Raw genomic sequence first — 18792 nt, 5'->3', positions numbered from 1 at the left:
GCACGCATTCCTCGGGCGGCCGGAAGCGCGGGACGTCCGGCCGCGCCACCGGGGACGTTCAGCCGCGCCGCAGGAAGAAGTCGTCCTCCTCGTCCCCCCACCCGACGGCGCCCGCCACCCACAGCCGGGAGGTGCCGGGCACCTGGGCGACGGCGGTCCTGCCGACGTCGTCCGACTGGGGGTACTGCTGGTTCTCCTGCTCGCGCCGCAGCAGCGGGCCGTACGAGGTGTCCCACGCCCCGCCGTCGAAGCGCAGGATCAGGACCTGGCCGGAGTGGGCGGCGTCCACGCCGGTGATGAAGACGTCGTCGGCGGCCAGGGCCGTGACGCCGCCGAGCTCGCCGGCCGCGACCGGCACGGGCACCTGCCACCACGCCTCGCCGTCCGAGCGCAGCACGAGCGGGGTCTTCGCGCCGCCGCCCGGCGCGGTCACGGAGCCGACGGCCCAGATGTCGGTCGGTGAGACCGCCCAGACGGCCTGAAGCACTCCGCCGGGGACGTCGGGTGTGCGGCCGCGCTGCCAGGAGTACGCGCCGCCCTTCTCGGCCTTGCCGTGCCACACCATCGGGGTGCTCGGCGTGCCGGAGGACACGGCCGCGTCGGCGCCGACCGCCCACACGTGGCCCTTCGACGCGGTGACCGCCTGGAAGTACCCGTCGGCCTGGAAGGCGCGGCGGAACGCCTGCCCGTCCCACGCGACCACCTGCCCCTGGGTGCCCGAGTGCGCCACCAGCCAGGTGACCTCCCGGGTGACCGCCACGTCGGTCAGGTTGTACTCGGCCGCGACGCCGAAGGGCCGGTGACCGGTCCAGCGGGCGCCGTCCCAGTGCGCCGCGTAGGCGTACCGGCCGTGGCCGACGACCCAGGCGTCCCGCGGGTCGCGCGCGTCCACGCCCTCCAGGTGGACGACCTCGGCCGGGTCCAGCCGGGTCAGCCGCCAGCGTTCGCCGTCCCAGTGCTGGAGCGTCGGCCGGCCCTCGTCGTCCTCGGCGGCCCGTTCGTACCCGACGGCCCAGGCGTCGCCCGGACCGGTGGCGGCCACGTCCAGCAGCGCGGAGCTCGGGCGGGTCCTGGCCCCCGGCACGACGCGCCACTCGGGGGAGGCGTCGGTCTCACCGGTGGCGACCGGGGCGGGCGTGGCCGGGGCCGAGCCGGACGGGGGGACGGCCGGTGGCGGGGCGGCCGGCTCCCCGCCGCCGCAGGCCGCGGCCATGAGCAGGCAGGCGGCGGCGATCGGCAGGCGCGTCCTCATGGGAGGCCATGGTGGCAGGTGGCGCCGCCACGTCGCCACCTGCCCGGACATACGCACGGCCCGCGCCGGGGCACTGGGCGCGAGCCGTACGAGACCTCGGGCGCCGGTCCTCAGCGCCGGATGACGTGGAGCACGCTCGCGATCCGTTCCGCCGCCGTCACGATGTCGGAGGCGTGGCCGATGCGGCCCGCCCACGACAGCCAGAACCACCATTCGCCGTCGGCAGCGTTGGCCGCCAGCACGTCCTCGGTCACGGCGGGCGCCATGGGGTTGATCACCCGCAGGCGCGGATACAACCCGGTGCGAGCCGTCAGGCGCACCTGGAACGCGTGGGCTTCCAACTGCGCGGCGAGTCGCTCCAGGTGGTCGATGGCTTCGGCCGTCTGGGTTCTCGAGTCTGCAGTCTTCATCGTGGTCTCCAGCGGGGACAGGGTGACCGGTCGGGACAACACTGAACCTGTGCGCGTCCTGCGGCAATCCGAGCAAATCCACTGATAAGTGGAATACCGGCGGTTGGGCCTGGGGTTTACGTGGAAACGACGCGAATGGCAAAGCATCAGTCCCATAACGCTCTGGGCCATTAGGTGCCGACTGGTTAACATCGGGGAAACATCCGTAAGGCCGAACACACCAGTGGCGGAGGGCAGAGATGGCCCGAGGTGAGCATTCCCCGGCGTGCGCGCGACGCTGGCGGGAGCAGGCCGTGTCCCGGCAGTGGTCCCTGTGGCAGACCGCCCAGGCCATCCACAGCTGTTGCGGCGTGAGCCTTCTCAAAGCTCACCGGCTCGCCCGGGGGTGGTCGGCCCGCCAGGCCATCGAAGAGCTCGAACGCCTCTGCGAGACCCACGCGCTCGGGCTGCCCCGGGCCAGCATCGACCTGCTGAACGCCTGGGAGAACAACCGCGCCCGCCCCCGCCCGCAGACCATCGACCAGATCGCCCGGCTGTACGCCGCCAACGCCGTCCGCCTGGGCCTCGCCGCCGACTTCTCCGACGACGGCGACGCGAGCAACGTCGTCATCGTCGCTCCCACGCGCACCGAGCAGGAAACCCCCCAGCAGCCCCGCGCCACCGTCGCGGCCCCCTCGGCGCCGTCTTCCGCTTCCTCCGCCTGGTCAGCCGACGCCGACGACGAGGCCGAACGCCGCGCCCTGTTCCACCACGCGCTGCTCAGCTCCGGCATCCCCCTCAACGGCCGCCTGCTGGCCGAGGTGGAACGCACCCGGCAGGACATGGACCGCACCCTCGCCACCGGGTCGGTCAACGAGGACCAGCTCGACCGGCTCGACGAGCAGGTGCTGCGCTACCGCCGCGAATACATCAAGAGCGCGCCGCTGCCCATGCTGTACCGCCTGATGCTCGAGATCGCCGACGTGCGCAGGCTCGTCTCCACCCGGCAGCCCGCCATCAGCCAGCGCCGCCTGCTCAACGCCACCACGATGCTCGCCCTGCTGTCCGCCGACGCGCTGATGAAGCTCGGCGACACCCGCCAGGCCCACGCGTGGTACGGCACCGCGCGCACCGCCTCCGACGACGTCGGCGAGGTGCGGCTGCGCGCCCTGGTGCGGGCCCAGGAGGCCATGCTGCCGTACCACTACGGCGACCTCACCGAGACCGTCCGGCTGGCGCGTGAGGCACGGATGCTGGCCGGGAGCGCTCCAAGTTCCCCCGCCGCGCTCGGCGCCGCCGCCGAGGCGCGGGCCCTCGCGCGCATGGGCGAGCACCAGGCGGCCCGGGTCGCGCTGGCCGAGGCCGAGCGCATCTTCTCGCGCATGCCGCCCGAGGACGACCACCTCGCGTTCCGCTTCTCCGAGCGGCGGCTGCAGTTCTACCGCATGGGCACGCTCATCGAGCTCGGCGAGAGCGAGCAGGTGCAGGAATGGCTCGACCGCTCGTCCAGCCCCTACACCATCGACCCCGCGCTCGTGCTGCTCGACCAGGCGGCGCACGTCGCCCGCGAGGGCGGCTACGACGAGGCGTGCCGGCTGGCCGAGCAGGCGCTGGTCCAGGTGCCGCCCGAGCACCGCACGTCCATCGTGGTGAACCGCGCCAGGGCCTTACTGTCCAGCGTGCCGCCGGGACAGCGGCGCATCCCGGCCGCCCGCCATCTCCACGACCTCGTCGCGGAAGCCGGCCCGCAACTCGCGGTGGAGCGTTGAAAAGCATGCTGGCGGATGAGGCCGCCACCATCCTGCGGGAAGTGTGTGAGAACGTCGGTCTCGACGCGACGGACGCCCAGCTCCTCCGGGTGCGGAGCAACGCGGTGTTCAAGCTCCGTGACGAGATCGTCGTGCGCATCGCCACCGCTCCCGACGCGCTGACCCGGCTGCCCGTCGTGCTCGCCGTGGCGCGGTGGCTCGCCGACCAGGGCTTCCCCGCCGTGCGGCCCGCCGACGAGCTGTGCGAGCAGCCTCTGGTGTACGACGGGCGGGTCGTGACGTTCTGGCACTACGTCCCCGCCAGCGGGCGGCCCACCACCTCGCAGCTCGGCGACATCCTGCGCGAACTGCACATGCTTCCGGTGCCGCCGTTCGCCCTCAAGCGCCTGGCCGATCCCCTGGCCGAGGTCCGCGAGTCGGTCGAGCACCGCAAGGAGGTGCTCACCCCCGGCCAGCGCGCCTGGCTCCGTGACCGCATCGCCGAGCTCACCACCCGCTGGCGCTCCCTGAACTCCTCCGGCCCCCACGTCCTGCTGCACGGCGACGCCTGGATCGACAACCTGCTGCGCTGCCAGGACGGCCACGCCGTCCTGTGCGACTGGGACGGCGTCGCCGTGGGCCCCCGCGAATGGGACCTCGTCCACACCTACCACGGCCAGCGCCGCTTCGGCCTCACCGAGGCCGAGGTCGACGACTTCGCCGGCGCCTACGGCTCCGACCTCCGCGAATGGGGCGGCTACCCCACCTTGATGGAAATCCGCGACATGTACGCCGTAGGCATCCACATCCGCAACGCCGCCCGAGACCCTTTCTCCCGCAAAGAACTCCCCCGCCGCCTGGACTCCCTAACCCGAGGCGACGGCCTAGCCCGCTGGTACCTAGCCGAACCCGCCTAACCCCACCCACTCGCGGCCCCCCGCCCCAATCCGCCTGTATGCCCTCATCTCGGCGCCGGTACGGCGGGACGTGGTACGGCGAAGCCGACAATCAAGCTGTGGCGTACTTCTGTCGGCGTCCAGCTGTCCACCGCTGTCGGCTGTGTCTTCGATCGGCGCCGAGGCGGCGGGACGTGGTACGGCGAACCCGGCGCCGCCGTACGGCGGAAACCCGGCGTGTGTGCGGCGCCGATGAGATGGTCCTCGCGGAGGCCGCGCTCCGCGCGAAGGGCGCAAGGGCTGTGCTCATGCGGGGGACACCCCCGCGCCCCCGGCCCTGCCGGGCTCACCACGCTCCGCAGCGATGCACTTCGCTCCATGCCCCGCCCCCTCGCTTATCGTCATCCTTTGAGGCTCTGCGCTCCGCTGCCGCGACACGGGACGTGGTACGGCGAATTCAGCGCCACAGTGCGCTGGGAAACCCGCCAGGGGTCGGCAGACCAGGAGATGTCATGGGATTAACCAGGTCAGACCCTTCTCGGGCTGAGGTGGACAGCCCCACCCGTTGTCGATTCCCACCGTGTCGACCATGGCCCCCCCGATTCCTGGGCCATCCATCACCGCATGTGTACGTCACCCCGCGAGCGTGGCCGCCGCGGCGGCCGACGACCACCACCTGGCGGTGTCACCCCACGAAGCCGTGTGCCACCTCGCGAACCCGTAAGGCTCCCGCGAACCGGCTCCGCGTCCCTGGGTGCCGCTCCGCGTCCCCGTCTGCCGCCCGGCGAACCGAGTGCCGTTCCGTGATCCTGGGTGACATTCCGGGAAGCCGTGTGCCGTCCCGCGAACCTGGGGGACACCCCGCTAAAGGGGGGCACCCCGCGAACCCGTGTGCCGCCTCCCCGTTGCGGGGGACGTGGTGTGGCGAATTCGGTGTCGTGTGGTGGACGGCTGGGCTGTGGGGGAGTATCGATGATCGGGCAGAATGTATGGCCCCGTTACCGGGGCGGTGCCTGGTGAGTGCGACGCGAGGATGTTCTAAGTGACCACCGAAACAAGCCGCATCGGCGATGCCGGGACGGATGCCGGGCTGTTCTCGCCGGTGCGGGTGGGGACGGCTGTGGAGGCGGTCGTTTCGGAGGTGGCGTTTGTCAGGGGGATGCTGGACGCGGAGGCGGCGTTGGCGCGGGTGCAGGAGCGGCTGGGGGTCGTGCCGGAGGGGGCGGGGGAGGCGGTCACCCGGCTTTGCGGGGGGGTGAGTGTCGACGTCTGGGCGTTGGCGAGGGGGGCGCGGGATGCTGGGAATCCTGTGGTGCCGTTGCTGGACGCGTTGCGGGCGGTGGGTGGGGATGAGGCGGTGCATCTGCATCGTGGGGCGACGAGTCAGGACATCGTGGATACCGCGCTGATGCTGATGGCCGCCCGCGCGAAGGAGATCATCCTGGCCGACCTGACGCGCGTCCTGGACGCCCTCGCGGGGGTGGCCGACGCGCACAGGTCCACTCCGATGCCGGGACGCACGCTGGGCAAGCACGCGGTTCCCATCACGTTCGGGCTCAAGGCCGCGGGGTGGCTCCTGCTGGTCCGCGACGCGCGGGACGCGTTGCGGCACACGATCCTCCCCGCCCAGCTGGGCGGGGCGGCGGGGACGATGGCGGGACTCGGGCCGGCGACGCTCATCGACGCCTACGCGGGCGAACTCGGCCTGGCCTCGCCCGTGACCCCTTGGCACACCCGCCGCACCCCGGTGGCCACCCTCGGCGCGGCCCTCGCCACGACGACGGGCGCCCTGGGGAAGATCGCGGGAGACGTCGTGCTGATGGCCCAGGACGAGATCGGCGAGCTGGCCGAGCCACCGGCCCCGGGACGGGGCGGCTCCTCGGCCATGCCGCACAAGCGCAACCCCGTCCTGTCGGTCCTGATCACCTCCGCGGCGCAGCAGGTCCCCGCCCTGGCCCAGATCCTCCAGGCGTCCCTGACCGCCGCCCACGAACGCCCCACCGGTACCTGGCACGCCGAATGGCTCCCGCTGCGCGAATGCCTCCGCCTCACCGGAGGCGCCGCGCGGACGGCCGCCGAGCTGTGCGAGGGACTGGAGATCGCCCCCGAGCGCATGGACGCCAACCTGCGGATCACCGGCCACCTCACCGGCGGGCTCGGCGCGTCCGAGGACCTGGTGGCCCGCGCGCTGGAAGAGTACCGGGCGAGTCCTCCCTGATCCCCCGGCCGGGGCGGTGTGACCGGCCGTTACCCCGAAGAACATGATCGAAGGAGGCGGCGTGGAGCTGCGCCACCGGATCGACGGGCCTGACGACGCACCCCTGCTGGTGCTCGGCCCCTCCCTCGGCACGACGACCCACCTGTGGGACCCCCAGATCTCCGAGCTGACCCGCACCTGGCGGGTCCTGCGCTACGACCTGCCCGGCCACGGCGCCTCGCCCGCCACCAAGCGCTCCTTCGGCATCGACGACCTCGCCGACGAGGTGCTCGCCCTGGCCGGGCCGGGCAGGTTCGCGGTCGGCGGCGTCTCCCTGGGCGGCGCGGTCGCGCTGTCCATCGCCGTCCGCCATCCCGACCAGGTGTCGGAACTGGTCCTGTGCTGCACCGCGGCACGGTTCGGCGAGCCGGCGAGCTGGCGCGAACGGGCCGCCCGGGTGCGGGCCGAGGGCACCAACTGGCTCGCGGGCATCGTGACGGCCCGCTGGTTCACCCCGGGCATAGAGCCGGAGGTCGCCGAGCCGGTCCAGGCGTCCCTGCTCGGCACCGACACCGAGTCGTACGCCCTGGCCTGCGACGCCATCGCCGAGTTCGACCTGCGCGACCACCTTCCGAAGGTCACCGCCCGCACGCTGGTCATCGCGGGGGACCGCGACCCGGCCACGCCGGTGGCCCAGGCCGAACTGCTGGCCGAGCGCATCCCCCGCGCCCGGCTGGCGGTGGTGCAGGACGCGGCGCACCTGGCCAACGTCGAGCGGGCGTCCACGGTGACGGAGCTGATGACCCGCTTCCTCGGCCACGGCCACGGCATGAAGGTCCGCCGCGAGGTGCTCGGCGAGGCGTACGTCGACCGCGCCCTCACCTCCGGCCTGACCGCCGACTTCCAGGAGTTCATCACCCGCTACGCCTGGGGCGAGATCTGGACCCGCCCCGGCCTCGACCGCCGCACCCGCAGCGTCATCACCCTCACCGCGCTGGTGTCCCGCGGCCACCTGGACGAGCTCGCCCTGCACCTGCGGGCCGCGCTGCGCAACGGTCTCACCCCCGACGAGATCGGCGAGGTGCTGCTCCAGACGGCGATCTACTGCGGCGTCCCGGCCGCCAACGCGGCCTTCGGTGTCGCGTCCCGGGTGCTGCGCGAGGCGGAGGCCGGGGAGGATGCCGAGGGGTGACACGGCGCGGACGGAGGGTGGCGGAAAGGCGCTTTCCGGCACCCGTCCAGCCGCCCCCAGAATGGACAAGTCCAATGGTCACGACACGTGTAACCCGTTTGTGATCGGGGGTACGAGCGGATACCCTCGTCGTGTTGCGGTCGTGGTTTTCTCGTTCGGCTTTACCAAGCGCTCGCGGGAAGTTTCCTGACGTGTGGTCGCATCGCCCGCTCCGTGGTCACCACGGGGAGTCCGGTCCGGCCCGCCGCGCAGCCCCGGGTCGCCGACTTGGCGACCCGGTGAATTACCCCATACCAGGGAGAAGCAGTTGTCTGAAGGCACCGTCAAGTGGTTCAACGCCGAGAAGGGCTTTGGATTCATCGCCCCTGATGACGGTGGTGCCGACGTGTTCGTGCACTACTCCGCGATCAGCGGTCGTGGCTACCGCAGCCTGGACGAGAACCAGCGCGTCGCCTACGTGACCGTACAGGGGGCCAAGGGGCCCCAGGCCGAAGAGGTCACCCTCCTCTGAGGCTCGTTCAGATCCGGCCCGTGCCGCCACCGGCGCGGGCCAGCACGCTTTCCCGGGCCGGTCACCCCACGGTCGCCCGGCCCGGGTTCGCGCCGCCCTTCTGGATAGGCGGCGCCGCTCCGGGGTAGTCGCGGGCGAATGAGACTCAGTACCACTTCGGACGTGTGGTGGAAGAACGCCGTCGTCTACTGCCTTGACGTGGAAACGTACGCCGACGGCAACGGTGACGGCATCGGCGACTTCCGCGGCCTCGCCCAGCACGTCGACCATCTCGACCGGCTCGGCGTCACCTGCATCTGGCTGATGCCGTTCTTCCCGACGCCGGACCGGGACGACGGGTACGACATCAGCGACTTCTACAGCGTCGACCCCAGGCTCGGCACGCTCGGCGACTTCGTGGAGTTCATGCGCGTCGCCAACGACCGCGGCATCCGGGTCATCGCCGACCTCGTGGTCAACCACACCTCCGACGAGCACCCGTGGTTCAAGGACGCACGTTCCAGCCGGGACTCCAGGTACCGCGACTGGTACATCTGGTCGGACAAACCCGAGCCCGACGACCCCAAGGGCGTGGTCTTCCCCGACGCCGAGGACAGCCTCTGGCAGCTCGACGAGAGCACCGGGCAGTACTACTTCCACCGCTTCTACCGGTTCCAGCCGGACCTCAACACGGCAAACCCCGAGGTGCGTGACGAGATCGCCCGCGTCCTCGGGTTCTGGATGGAACTCGGCCTGTCGGGCTTCCGCGTCGACGCGGTGCCGTTCCTGGTCGAGGAGGTGAAGAGCGAGGAGCAGAAGCCGGACGGCAAGCTGCCGGACGTGCACTCCTTCCTGCGCGAGACGCGGGCGTTCATGAAGCGCAGGAACGGCGGCGCCATGCTGCTCGGCGAGGTCAACCTCGAATACCCCGACCTGCTGAAGTACTTCGGCGACGACCTCGGCGACGAGGTCACCATGTGCTTCGACTTCATCGGCATGCAGCGGATGTACCTGTCGCTCGCCCGCGGCGACGCCACCCCCCTGGCCGACGCACTGCGCGAACGCCCGGCGCCTCCCAAGGACTGCCACTGGGCGACGTTCGTCCGCAACCACGATGAACTGACCCTGGACAAGCTCTCCGAGAAGGAACGCCAGGAGGTCTTCAAGGCCTTCGGCCCCAAAAAGGACATGCAGCTGTTCGGCCGCGGCCTGCGCCGCCGCCTCCCGCCCATGATGGACGGCGACATGCGCCGCATCAAGATGGTCTACAGCCTCCTGTTCTCCCTCCCCGGCACCCCCGTCCTCTTCTACGGCGAAGAGATCGGCATGGGCGAGGACCTCACCGCCGAAGGCCGCCAGGCCGTCCGCACCCCCATGCAGTGGACCCCCAACCGCAACGCCGGCTTCTCCTCCGCCGACACCCTCCCCATCAAGCTCGTGGAAGGCCCCTTCGGCCCGGAAAAGGTCAACGTGAGCGCCCAGCGCCGCGACCCCGACTCCCTCCTGATGTGGATCACCACCCTGGTGGAGCGCTACCGCGAATGCCCCGAACTGGCCTGGGGCGACTACGAGATCCTGAAAACCGACACCCCCGAGGTCCTGGCCCACCGCGCCGACATCGACGGCGAAACCGTAGTGGTCCTCCACAACTTCTCCGACCAAGAACTCACCTGCAAGGTCCCCATCAAGGGCTTGGCCCCCGACGAGATCCTCACCGACCTCCTGATCGAAGGCACCGTAAAAGTCCCCAAGAACGGCCAGACCACCTTCGACCTGGCCCCCTACGACTCCCGCTGGCTCCGCGCCAGCCCCCCCGACGAGGCCCCCGCCGCCTCCGCCGCCATCGAAGACTCCGAATCCCCCGACACCGGACGATGACGACCACATCGCTAACGGGGATCGGCATGTGCCGGTACCATCGATCCTCACATGAGATGGAGAGCGTTGCCCGAAGGGACTCCTGAAGAGCATGTCAGCTCCGCCGGAAATCGGTGTGCTCACCGCTCTCACCGTGGAGAACACCGCGGTGTCCCACGTCCTGGGGAGTTCGAGGCTGGCCCCGGCCGCGCGTGACCCCAACCACTACGCGGCCGCGGCCCTGCCCTGCGGCACGGTCGTCACCACGACCCTCGTGCGGACGGGCAACGCCCCCGCGGCCGACGCGTGCGCGCACATGGTCCGCAGCTTCCCCAGCATCCGCGCCATCGTCATGTGCGGCATCGCCCTCGGCGTGCCGAGCCCCGGCGACCCGGAACGAGACGTACGCCTCGGGGACATCGTCGTCGCTACCGAAGGCATCATCCACTACAGCCACAAAAGGGTCACCGACCAAGGCACCACCCTCCGCGGCGACCCCCTCCCCGCCTCTCCTTGGCTGCTGCGAGCCGTAGGCGAAATCCGCACCGCCCAACTCCTGGGCGAGCACCCCTGGCGGTCCTACCTGGAAACCCCACCCTCAGAGACCTTCCACCGCCCCACCGGCCACCCCGCCGAAACCCGCGTCCACTACGGCCGCATCGGCAGCGGCGACGAACTCCTCCGCAGCGCCACCCGCCGCGACGAGATAACCGCCGCCAGCCACCTCCTAGCCATAGAGATGGAAGGCGCCGGCGCCTCCCTGAGCGCCGCCCTAGGCGGCCGCGAATGCCTGGTGATCCGCGGCATCAGCGACCACGGCGACGCCACCAAATCCGACCAATGGCACCCCTACGCCTCCCTAGCAGCCGCCGCCTACCTCCGCACCCTCCTCGACTCCTTCCCTCCCACCCGATCCGCCCCCCCACCCCCCATGGACCTGGTCCACCTGATGGAACGGATCCCATCCCTGCAAACCCCCAACGACCGCGACCTGGTCCTGCAACTCCTGGGCCCCCCTATCTCCATCAGAACCCGCCGCGACCCCCGCACCCGCATAGCCCTCCACTACTTGGCGATAATCTGCGCCGACTCCCCGACCGGCTTCACCGATCTCCTCACCACACTGTGGGAACTGGAGGGTGCGACCTCCCGCGCCGTCAACGACCTGGCCACTGCCCTCGGAATCCCCCTGCCGGATCAGTCGTGATATGACTTCGCGCTCACGTCACCGCTGACGAGCACCCAGGCGATGAAGGTCGACCACGACGCCGGCGACACCATCACATGGAGACCGGGATTCTTGCTGTCTCTGATTGCACGGCAAGAGCCCAGATCGGCCACGCTCACACAACCCCCCTGCGAGTCGCTACGCTTGCTCTTTCGCCAGGCAGCATGGCGCAGAATCTCGCTATTGATCACGTTTAGGCTCCGGTCGGTTATTGAACCAGCCACCAGGCGGGCACCGATGTATTTTGGTATTGATTCGTTAGGCGGTCCGAGGGAGACGTCCATGCGGCGCGGAAATCCGTCTACAGCGGGATAGGATGGATATCGCAATTGGCTCGTTTTCCTTGTTTCGCCGCCTGTACGGCAGGATGGTTGGCACCCAAGGTTTCTACTAATTTGGCTATCGTGTCTTGGAAGAGGGCGTCATCCTCCTGTTCAAGCACCTTCATATCCAGGCACAGATTCTGTGCGCAGGCAAGTGTCGTGGGGTGGCTGTCGCCGAGCACACGCCGTAGTTGCTCCAGTGTTCGCCGGTCTTGCTCATGCGCGGGCACCAAATCCCCCAGCGTGAACAGGTCACTGGCCAGGTTCACCGCACAGACCAAAGTATGAGGGTGGTCCGGGCTCAGCGACTCTGTGAGCATTCGTAGAGCTTCGCTGTCGATGTCCCGCGCTGCCTGGACGCGGTCTATGAGTCTCAGACTCACTGCAAGGTTGACGCTTGCCGCCGGAGTATTAGGGTGCTGTGGGCCGAAAATTTGTTCGTAGGCTTCCCTGGCGGCGGCGCCCAGTTCCACCGACGACTCGAAGTCCCCGATGTTACGCAGGTTGACAGCGTGAATGAGTGAAACGCCCACTGTTGCTTGATACTGCTCGCCGTAGCGGGCGCTGAACAATGCTAGGGCTTCCCTCGAAAGATTAAGAGCCTCCTGGTGATGCCCCGCTTTACACGCCATCACCGACATCAGAGCAATGGCGTCCATGGTTCCGGGGTGAGAGTTCTGATAAGTACGGCGCATGACCTCGACGTGTTGTTTTTGAAGACGATAAGCCTCCAGGTAACGCCCGCACTCCATTTCGTCGATGATCAGGGCGGCGCGGGTGCTGCTCGTGCTGAGATGATCAGGCCCGTACATATCCGCCTTGCGGCGAAGGGTGTCCAGATCCAGTTCCCGCGCCCGCGCAGGCTCACCGTTGAGCCGCCAGTCGATTCCCAACAGGTGGGCTTGTTGCAGGGTCAAAGGGTCATCGCTGCCGAAACGCCGGCGCAGGGTCTCGAAGGCCTGCTGGTCGATCTCCACCGCTTCGGCGAACTTCCCGAGATACCGCAGGTCCGCTCCTAGGTAGCCCACGGCTTCGAGTGTGCGCTCATGGTCAGGCCCGAGCCGGGCCTGCAGGCTGTCTCTGACGTGGAGGTGGTGCCGGTAGGCCTCGGGGAAGTCGGCGAAGATGCGCAGCGCTCGGCCGAGTCGCAGTTCGGCGGCGAGTGTCGCGTCGTGGTCGGCCCCCAGGGCGGCGGTCCAGGTCTCCACCGCTTGTTGCGCGAGTGCCTTGAAGCCGTCGGTGTCGCCCCACGTGAAGAGATAGTCGATGAGGTCGAGGACGAGGCGCCCGGCCCACGCATCGTGGCAGTTCACCAGGCCGGAGGCGAGCACGTGGGGAAAGAGCGCCTGGTAGTCGGGCCACCGCGTCAGGTTGCCCGGCTCCTTGGGGTTGGCGTTGGTGAGCAGCATGTGGCCGCAGTGCCGGAGCGTCTCCGCTTCCTCCTTGCTGAGCTGGCTCGTCACCACGCGTTGCACCAGCCGATGCAGCGAGATGGTGTTGTCGCGGTGGTTCAGCTTGGCGAGGGCGTATTGGTTGATCGCCCGGATGGTTCGCGAGAGCTCGATGGGGTCGGCGAGGGCATCTAGCAACTCAGGTGGGCCTTCGAGGTCGCGTGTTCTGGTGAGCAGCGACCGTGGGATCGGCTCGGGCGCGAAGAAGGCGCAGACCTGCAGGAGTTGCAGCGCGGCGGGGTGACTCTCGCGGAGCCGGTCGAACGAGACGTTCCAGGCGGCGGCCACGGGAATCTCCGCGCCCTCGACGCTGAGCAACTCCTGCCGCTTCTCGTCGAACAGCTGGAGATACTCCGAGATCGGCATGCCGGTCTCGGACAGCCACACGGCGGCCTGCTCGATCGCGAGCGGGAGATCACCGAGCCGCTCGGACAGTTCGTCGGCGTCGTGATCGCTCAATTCCGGCCCGCGGATCCGCAGTAATTGACGGCTTTCCTCACGCTTGAAGACGTCCACCTCCAGTGGCGCGGCGTGGCTGAACCACTCGCGAGAGCGTGAGGTGATCATAATTTTCCCGGGACCGTTCGTGGGAAAGAACTGCCTGATTTCGTCGACGTCTTCCGCGTTGTCGAATACCAGCAGCCAGTTGGCGTACGGTCTCCCGAGTCGCAAGGCCTCTTTGACCGCCGGAACGGCCATATTCGGTTCGGTCATGTTGAGTTTGAGATGTACGGCGAGGTCGACGAAGGCCTGGCGCACCATGGTCAATCGTTCCGAGGGAATCCACCAGATCAGGTCGTAGTCATCCTGGTGGCGGTAACAGTATTCAATGGCGATCTGGGACTTCCCCACCCCGCCGAGCCCGTGAAGTGCCTCCGGAAGCACCGCCGTCGTTCCTGTGGACAGCCGTTGATGGAGTAAGGTCAGTAAATCGCTTCTACCGGTGAAATTCAGATTTTTCTGGGGAACATTCCAGACCGGGACCGGCTCGAATGCATCACGCCTGGGTGGGATAGGCACCGCACTCATATCGACGCTACCTCCAAAGGTGTCGGCGGGCGGAGGATTCCTGGCGACGTGCCGGTACACGTTGCTCTCAGGCGTTGAGCGTGCGAGACGAATGATCCGGGCCCAGCCAGTCCCGGTTCTGTCCATGCCGGCGAGTGATTCGTTCGTGGTGAGGATCGCGTTCCGCAATTGCCGGGCGGGCTTCATATAGGGCCCTGCCATGGCTTCAAGGGCGGATACGGCGGGATCCAGCAGAGGGTAAAGATCCTCGGGTAAGTCGGGCAGCGCTGCGTCGGCAGGCGCGATGACGACGTCACGCAACCTGCGCAGCGCGTCGACCTCCTGCCCCAGGAGATCCGCAACGGTGACCACGACCTGGGCGGTGTCCGAGCGCCTTCCCGCGCTGAGGAGCGCCTGTCGCACGCCGGGGATGAAGTCGTAGCGCACATCACCGGCGATCAGCAGCGTTCTGCCGCCCTCGTGTGTGCGGTGTACGAGGTCGCTGCCCAGTACTTCGGCGAGTTCGGCGTCGGTGGTCCGAGGTAGCAGGGTTCGCTGTATCAGGTTCACTATCGCCGGACTCAGCGGAGCGGCGGCGAGAAGTGTGGCAAGGGTGAATGCAGCCGGAGTGGTTTCCGCATGGAAGCGCCGGACGCGTTGCTCCACCGAGAGACTATGATCGACCTCCCCGCTCGAGGGGGTGGCCTGGTCGAGTGAGCAGGTGATCGCCGCGCCATCCCACCGCGTACGCACTCCGGCAACCAACTCCGCCCAGGCCTTGATCTGGGTGCTGTCCGCTTCGAGTACAGGAACGAGTACTTCACCGATGCGGCTTGGCTCGTATTTGGCATTGGGTGAGACTCGCAGCGGGGTTCGGACCACGGTCCGCGAGGCGTCGACCCCGGTGCGCTGCCACAAGCGTGCGGGCAACGAGTGGATGATCGCGACAGCGCTACCGGTTCCCCACCTCGCCAGCAGGCGATGAGCCGCACGGCTGTGCCAGGCGTGTGCCATTCCGTTGGTCAGCACGATGATCAGGCGGCGTGAGGTGTTCCTGGGGTGGGTCAGACGTCCAGCGGGAATCTGTTTGCTGAGCGGGCCTGGCGGGCGCAGTAGTAGGCCGGCGGCTTGATGGTGGGCGGTCTCGAGCAGGTTGACCCTGCATCTGCGGAATGCGTATGAGGCCGCGATGGCGGCTGCGATGCGCCATGCCTGTTCCTGTTGGAACTCCGGAAACGGGCCCTCGTCCACGACGATGTCGACGTCGACGAGTGGCTCCTCGGCTTGGGCGAGCACCGGTAGCCACAGCCCATCCCTGGCGGCTCGTTCCGCTGTGGCCACTTCGTCCATGCGTAAGGGCTCGTGGGTCGTCGGCACGGTACGGAGGAGAGTCCTGGCCGCCCTGGTGATGGATCGGGATTGTTTCCCTTGCGCCGCCGTGATCGGCGTCCAGGTTGTGGCGCCCGGGCCGGCCAGGGTGACCACGTTGATGGTGGAGTTCGTGGTTTCGTTCGCTTCGCGGGGAAGGTCGCCGCTAGCCGACGTCTGCGAGCCAGGAGGTCGGTCCGAGTTTTGATGGAGGTCCCCTCCTGCCTGTGGATCGTCGGCGGAGATCCGTTCCGGGTCGGGCCGCGCCATGGTGGAGCAGGAATGAATATGTGCGGCGAGCCAGATGAGCTCACCGATCTGTCTCCACTCTTGCCGGGCTGGAGAAGTACGTCCTGGTCGGCTCGTCGCTTCGGTCATCCGGTGCCGGCCGAATCGAGTCGATGCAGTACAACGTCGAGTACCTGTCTCCAGCTCGCGTCGTCCATATCGCTTGGGTTCACCTGTCCCTGGATGGCGAGATACAAAGCGTTCAGCAGTTGATCGGCGGCGACCGGCTGGCGGCTGCGATACTCCAGGAAATCCCGGATGAGTTGCTCCATATAGGGCTCGCTTGATTGGGAGAACCGGGCGGCGAGGAGAGCGGCCAGGCGATCGGCTGAGGGCTCTGGCATCGTCAGTTGCACGCATCGGCGTAAGAATGCCGGGGGAAGGTCTCGTTCACCGTTACTGGTGATGACGATGAAGGGGAAGGCCCGGCAGGTGACCACGCCTTTTTGGATGGTGGCGGTGCGTTCGCCGTCGGCGGTACCAACGACAACGGTGTCGACTCTGGAGCGGATACGACAGAGTTCGGGAATCTGGTAGGAGCCTTCCTCGAACACGTCGAGCAAGTCATTGGCCAGATCTGGGTCGCTTTTGTCGAATTCATCGATCAAGAGGACCCGCGGGAGCTCATAAGGGAGCAGGGCGGTGCCGAGAGGACCCAGTTGCATGTAGTCGCCGATGTCCCGCTCGCGGTTGTCATCAGGATCTTCCGGTCCGGCGGACGGAGACTCGGCGCGCCAACGGGCGTCCTGTACGCGGGCGATCGCGTCGTATTCGTACAGGCCTGACCTCAAGGTGGTGCGGCTGTTGATCGGCCAGCGTAGAACGGGGCCCAGGCGTAGCTCGCGACTGACCTGGTAGGCGAGGGTCGATTTGCCGACTCCTGGCGGGCCGGTCACGAGGAGGGGTCTGCGCAGGCAGAGCGCCACATTGACAGCGACGACCTCTTGCCCGGAGGCGGGGAGGTGTGGCGGCACGAGCGCCACAGGGCCGAGTCGGCGGTCGAGGTCGGCGAGATCTTCGGGAGGCGGCTGCAACACAGGTTCGCCCTTGAAGTCGCGCCAGGGCGGTGGGGGCGGCAGTGTCTCGAGCAGGGAGACGTCCATGACAGGTCGTCCGGCACCGCGATAGATGAACCAGTCCGTGGGCACGTTCGCGAGATCGTCGTCGGGGGGCCTGTCGGCGCTCATCTCAAAATCCTCTTCTCAGCGTACGGCCGCCTCGCGAGAATCCGTGTTGCAGCATCCTCCTCGCGTGGCACGCGTGCAACCGTTTCATATGGTCGAGGGCCCCAGTGGCCGGATATCGGGAATTCGGTGGTTAGGGTCGTCCCAGATCAGGGATACGTGGCGGCAGGCCTGGCTTTGTGTTTCGCCTGCCATGGTGGACGCACGTAGGAGTTTGATGCTCGTCGGTAGGCTTTTCAGTTTCGTCGGTAGCAGGGCGTCATGCAACATGCTACGGAATTCGCCGTTGACGGTGGCGTCCCTGCACCATAGGACTGCCGGTACACCGGCGTCGATCACGGCCTCGAGTTGGGAACATCCGGGTTCACGATCAGGAGGGCCGGAAAGTACGCTGGTTACAACGCGATCGGTGGCGATCAGTTGTCCGTGGATCACTTGAAGATCGGTCTCCTCATGCAGCGGCATCAAATGGACCTCCCCCTCCGTGGTCATGAGCCGTTCCCACCGGTTCATCCAGCGGCCGTGCTTGTGCCGTGGGCGGAGTAGAGGGCCGCTGCGGAGGACCACCTCGTAGTCCATGCCGAGAGCACGTGGCTGCAACGCGGTCCGCGCCTGCCAGGTCCATTGGTCCACCGGCAGGTTGATCAGCTCGGGTGCGAGCAGGAATTCGATGACCAAGGGTCCCCTGACGCCGTACCCCCAGCTCTCCTCGGCTTCTCTGACCAGGCCGAGAATATGTGGGCCGAGCTCAGGGAAGGGAATAAAGGCGTCATATCCGCGGACGGGGGCCCAGCGGGTCTGATCCGCCTGGTTCCAGGGGGTGACGCGGTAAATGTTTCGCTCGTCATGAGGTGCGGGTAACGGTTCGATCTCTATGATCAGGCAGATAGGAAAGTCGTCGCGGGCCTGGAACGGAAGCGGTTGGTGCAGCAAGACGTCCAGCTCCGTGGCCGCGACGTGTGCGCCGTCGTCGCGCAGCGCGTCGCGTTTGCGAAGCGCCCATCGGCGTAAAGCGCTGAGGAGTTCGGATGACACGGGTGCCTCCATGGCCATCAAACTCGTGAGCAGCGCGACGAAGCGGAGATGGGGTGCCAGGGCGTCTCGGTCCACGTTCATGTCGACCAGATAGTGGAAAACATCCAGAACGGTGGTGAGCCCAGCAGGGTACAGGAAGGAGGTTCTGCCCATGGCTGCGTGATAAAGCGCGACAAGTTTCTCTGTCTCGCATTCGCGCAGGAGTCCCTCGATATACTGGGCGTCGTCTTCGGCTAGGTTGTCGGCGGCCAGGCCGAGAAGCCGCCTGATCTGATTCACCTTGGGGCTGCCGGACGCCAGGTCTTCGACGGCGCTGATGAGCGCACGCCTGACATCGTCCTCCTCCAGGCACTTGCGTACGATATTGAAGTAGAACACCTGCTGTAGGGGTGATTCGCCGACGGAGATGTGGCGGGACAGTTTTCCGGTCATGACAGCCAGCAGTGTTTCGGCTCGCATCTCAGGAATACTGGTCAGTACATTGGCGACCAGCATGGGATCAACTGTCCGTGGCACCCGCACCCCTTGCCGACATGCCCCCCAAGGCGCTCGTGCGCCCTCCCCTGCCAGTAGAACGGTATCTGTAACTTCAGACACAGGGAAGGCGGACTATTGGCATTTATCATGCTATAACTCTATGTTCTACATCTTCCGGACATTAGCCGGAAGGGTGGTTGCGCAATCCGAACCTCATCGATGCCCGCCTGGCCCTTGGGGTTCGGGCACGGGGAGAGGAACACGCGGGCGGCCATCGCTGGTCCCAGGGTGTTCGGCGTGTTCCGCGGCGGTGGACCCTGAGATGGCGGAGAGGAAACCCTGAGCGAAGGGTTTTCCAGGGGTGACGAGCGTCGGGGTCGAGGTCGGGGGTGGGTCAGGGGAGGAGGTG

At 67.8% G+C, this 18792-nt stretch carries 13 protein-coding genes; 7 read left to right on the top strand and 6 right to left on the bottom strand.

The window, feature by feature from the left end; all coding sequences use genetic code 11:
* Positions 1–58 precede the first annotated feature (58 nt).
* Positions 59–1252 (bottom strand): hypothetical protein, encoded by a 1194-nt coding sequence (locus tag ACFP1K_RS28055; protein WP_380758751.1) that lies wholly within the window; start codon positions 1250–1252, stop codon positions 59–61.
* 110 nt (positions 1253–1362) lie between these two features.
* Positions 1363–1662 (bottom strand): hypothetical protein, encoded by a 300-nt coding sequence (locus tag ACFP1K_RS28050; RefSeq protein ID WP_347635266.1) that lies wholly within the window; start codon positions 1660–1662, stop codon positions 1363–1365.
* A gap of 239 nt (positions 1663–1901) precedes the next feature.
* Between ACFP1K_RS28050 and ACFP1K_RS28045 the strand changes: the two genes are divergently transcribed.
* From ACFP1K_RS28045 to ACFP1K_RS28015, 7 genes are all read left to right on the top strand, one after another.
* Entirely contained in the window at positions 1902–3410 is a 1509-nt protein-coding gene (locus tag ACFP1K_RS28045) for a helix-turn-helix domain-containing protein (RefSeq protein ID WP_380758748.1), read from the top strand.
* A 5-nt stretch (positions 3411–3415) separates the two neighbouring features.
* Positions 3416–4306 carry a phosphotransferase enzyme family protein gene (locus ACFP1K_RS28040; protein ID WP_380758746.1) on the top strand — a complete coding sequence of 297 codons (891 nt, stop codon included), beginning with the start codon at positions 3416–3418 and terminating at the stop codon, positions 4304–4306.
* Positions 4307–5327: 1021 nt separating this feature from the next.
* Positions 5328–6503: a 3-carboxy-cis,cis-muconate cycloisomerase gene (pcaB, locus tag ACFP1K_RS28035; RefSeq protein WP_380758744.1), complete on the top strand. Its 1176-nt coding sequence runs from the start codon at positions 5328–5330 to the stop codon at positions 6501–6503.
* A 43-nt stretch (positions 6504–6546) separates the two neighbouring features.
* Positions 6547–7674 (top strand): bifunctional 3-oxoadipate enol-lactonase/4-carboxymuconolactone decarboxylase PcaDC, encoded by a 1128-nt coding sequence (gene pcaDC, locus ACFP1K_RS28030; protein WP_380758742.1) that lies wholly within the window; start codon positions 6547–6549, stop codon positions 7672–7674.
* A gap of 307 nt (positions 7675–7981) precedes the next feature.
* A complete protein-coding gene (locus tag ACFP1K_RS28025; protein WP_347635276.1) occupies positions 7982–8185 on the top strand; it encodes a cold-shock protein in 204 nt (67 codons plus the stop codon).
* Positions 8186–8323: 138 nt separating this feature from the next.
* Positions 8324–10042 (top strand): alpha-amylase family protein, encoded by a 1719-nt coding sequence (locus tag ACFP1K_RS28020; protein WP_380758739.1) that lies wholly within the window; start codon positions 8324–8326, stop codon positions 10040–10042.
* 91 nt (positions 10043–10133) lie between these two features.
* Positions 10134–11228, top strand: a complete 1095-nt coding sequence (locus tag ACFP1K_RS28015) for a phosphorylase family protein (RefSeq protein WP_380758738.1) — start codon at positions 10134–10136, stop codon at positions 11226–11228.
* Here the strand turns inward: ACFP1K_RS28015 and ACFP1K_RS28010 are convergent.
* From ACFP1K_RS28010 to ACFP1K_RS27995, 4 genes are all read right to left on the bottom strand, one after another.
* The gene (locus ACFP1K_RS28010) at positions 11219–11533 is read right to left on the bottom strand and encodes a DUF397 domain-containing protein (RefSeq protein ID WP_380758736.1); all 315 of its coding nucleotides are present in this window, start codon (positions 11531–11533) and stop codon (positions 11219–11221) included. The genes ACFP1K_RS28015 and ACFP1K_RS28010 overlap by 10 nt on opposite strands.
* 17 nt (positions 11534–11550) lie before the next feature.
* Positions 11551–15777: an FxSxx-COOH system tetratricopeptide repeat protein gene (gene fxsT, locus ACFP1K_RS28005; protein ID WP_380758734.1), complete on the bottom strand. Its 4227-nt coding sequence runs from the start codon at positions 15775–15777 to the stop codon at positions 11551–11553.
* Entirely contained in the window at positions 15774–16874 is a 1101-nt protein-coding gene (locus tag ACFP1K_RS28000; RefSeq protein WP_380758732.1) for an AAA family ATPase, read from the bottom strand. The genes fxsT and ACFP1K_RS28000 overlap by 4 nt, the downstream gene beginning before the upstream one ends.
* Before the next feature lie 84 nt (positions 16875–16958).
* A complete protein-coding gene (locus tag ACFP1K_RS27995) occupies positions 16959–18401 on the bottom strand; it encodes a VMAP-C domain-containing protein (RefSeq protein ID WP_380758730.1) in 1443 nt (480 codons plus the stop codon).
* Positions 18402–18792: the final 391 nt, after the last annotated feature.

The sequence above is a fragment of the Sphaerisporangium aureirubrum genome (genome assembly GCF_042658925.1).
GTDB lineage: Bacteria > Actinomycetota > Actinomycetes > Streptosporangiales > Streptosporangiaceae > Sphaerisporangium > Sphaerisporangium aureirubrum.
This window is presented reverse-complemented; position numbering and strand designations above follow the sequence as displayed.

Coding starts and splice junctions, on each gene's coding strand:
- ACFP1K_RS28020 (WP_380758739.1), top strand. CDS start 8,324: ATGAGACTCAGTACCACTTCGGACGTGTGGTGGAAGAACGCCGTCGTC.
- ACFP1K_RS27995 (WP_380758730.1), bottom strand. CDS start 18,401: ATGCTGGTCGCCAATGTACTGACCAGTATTCCTGAGATGCGAGCCGAA.
- ACFP1K_RS28015 (WP_380758738.1), top strand. CDS start 10,134: ATGTCAGCTCCGCCGGAAATCGGTGTGCTCACCGCTCTCACCGTGGAG.
- pcaDC (WP_380758742.1), top strand. CDS start 6,547: ATGATCGAAGGAGGCGGCGTGGAGCTGCGCCACCGGATCGACGGGCCT.
- ACFP1K_RS28055 (WP_380758751.1), bottom strand. CDS start 1,252: ATGAGGACGCGCCTGCCGATCGCCGCCGCCTGCCTGCTCATGGCCGCG.
- ACFP1K_RS28000 (WP_380758732.1), bottom strand. CDS start 16,874: ATGAGCGCCGACAGGCCCCCCGACGACGATCTCGCGAACGTGCCCACG.
- ACFP1K_RS28040 (WP_380758746.1), top strand. CDS start 3,416: ATGCTGGCGGATGAGGCCGCCACCATCCTGCGGGAAGTGTGTGAGAAC.
- ACFP1K_RS28010 (WP_380758736.1), bottom strand. CDS start 11,533: ATGGACGTCTCCCTCGGACCGCCTAACGAATCAATACCAAAATACATC.
- ACFP1K_RS28045 (WP_380758748.1), top strand. CDS start 1,902: ATGGCCCGAGGTGAGCATTCCCCGGCGTGCGCGCGACGCTGGCGGGAG.
- ACFP1K_RS28050 (WP_347635266.1), bottom strand. CDS start 1,662: ATGAAGACTGCAGACTCGAGAACCCAGACGGCCGAAGCCATCGACCAC.
- fxsT (WP_380758734.1), bottom strand. CDS start 15,777: ATGACCGAAGCGACGAGCCGACCAGGACGTACTTCTCCAGCCCGGCAA.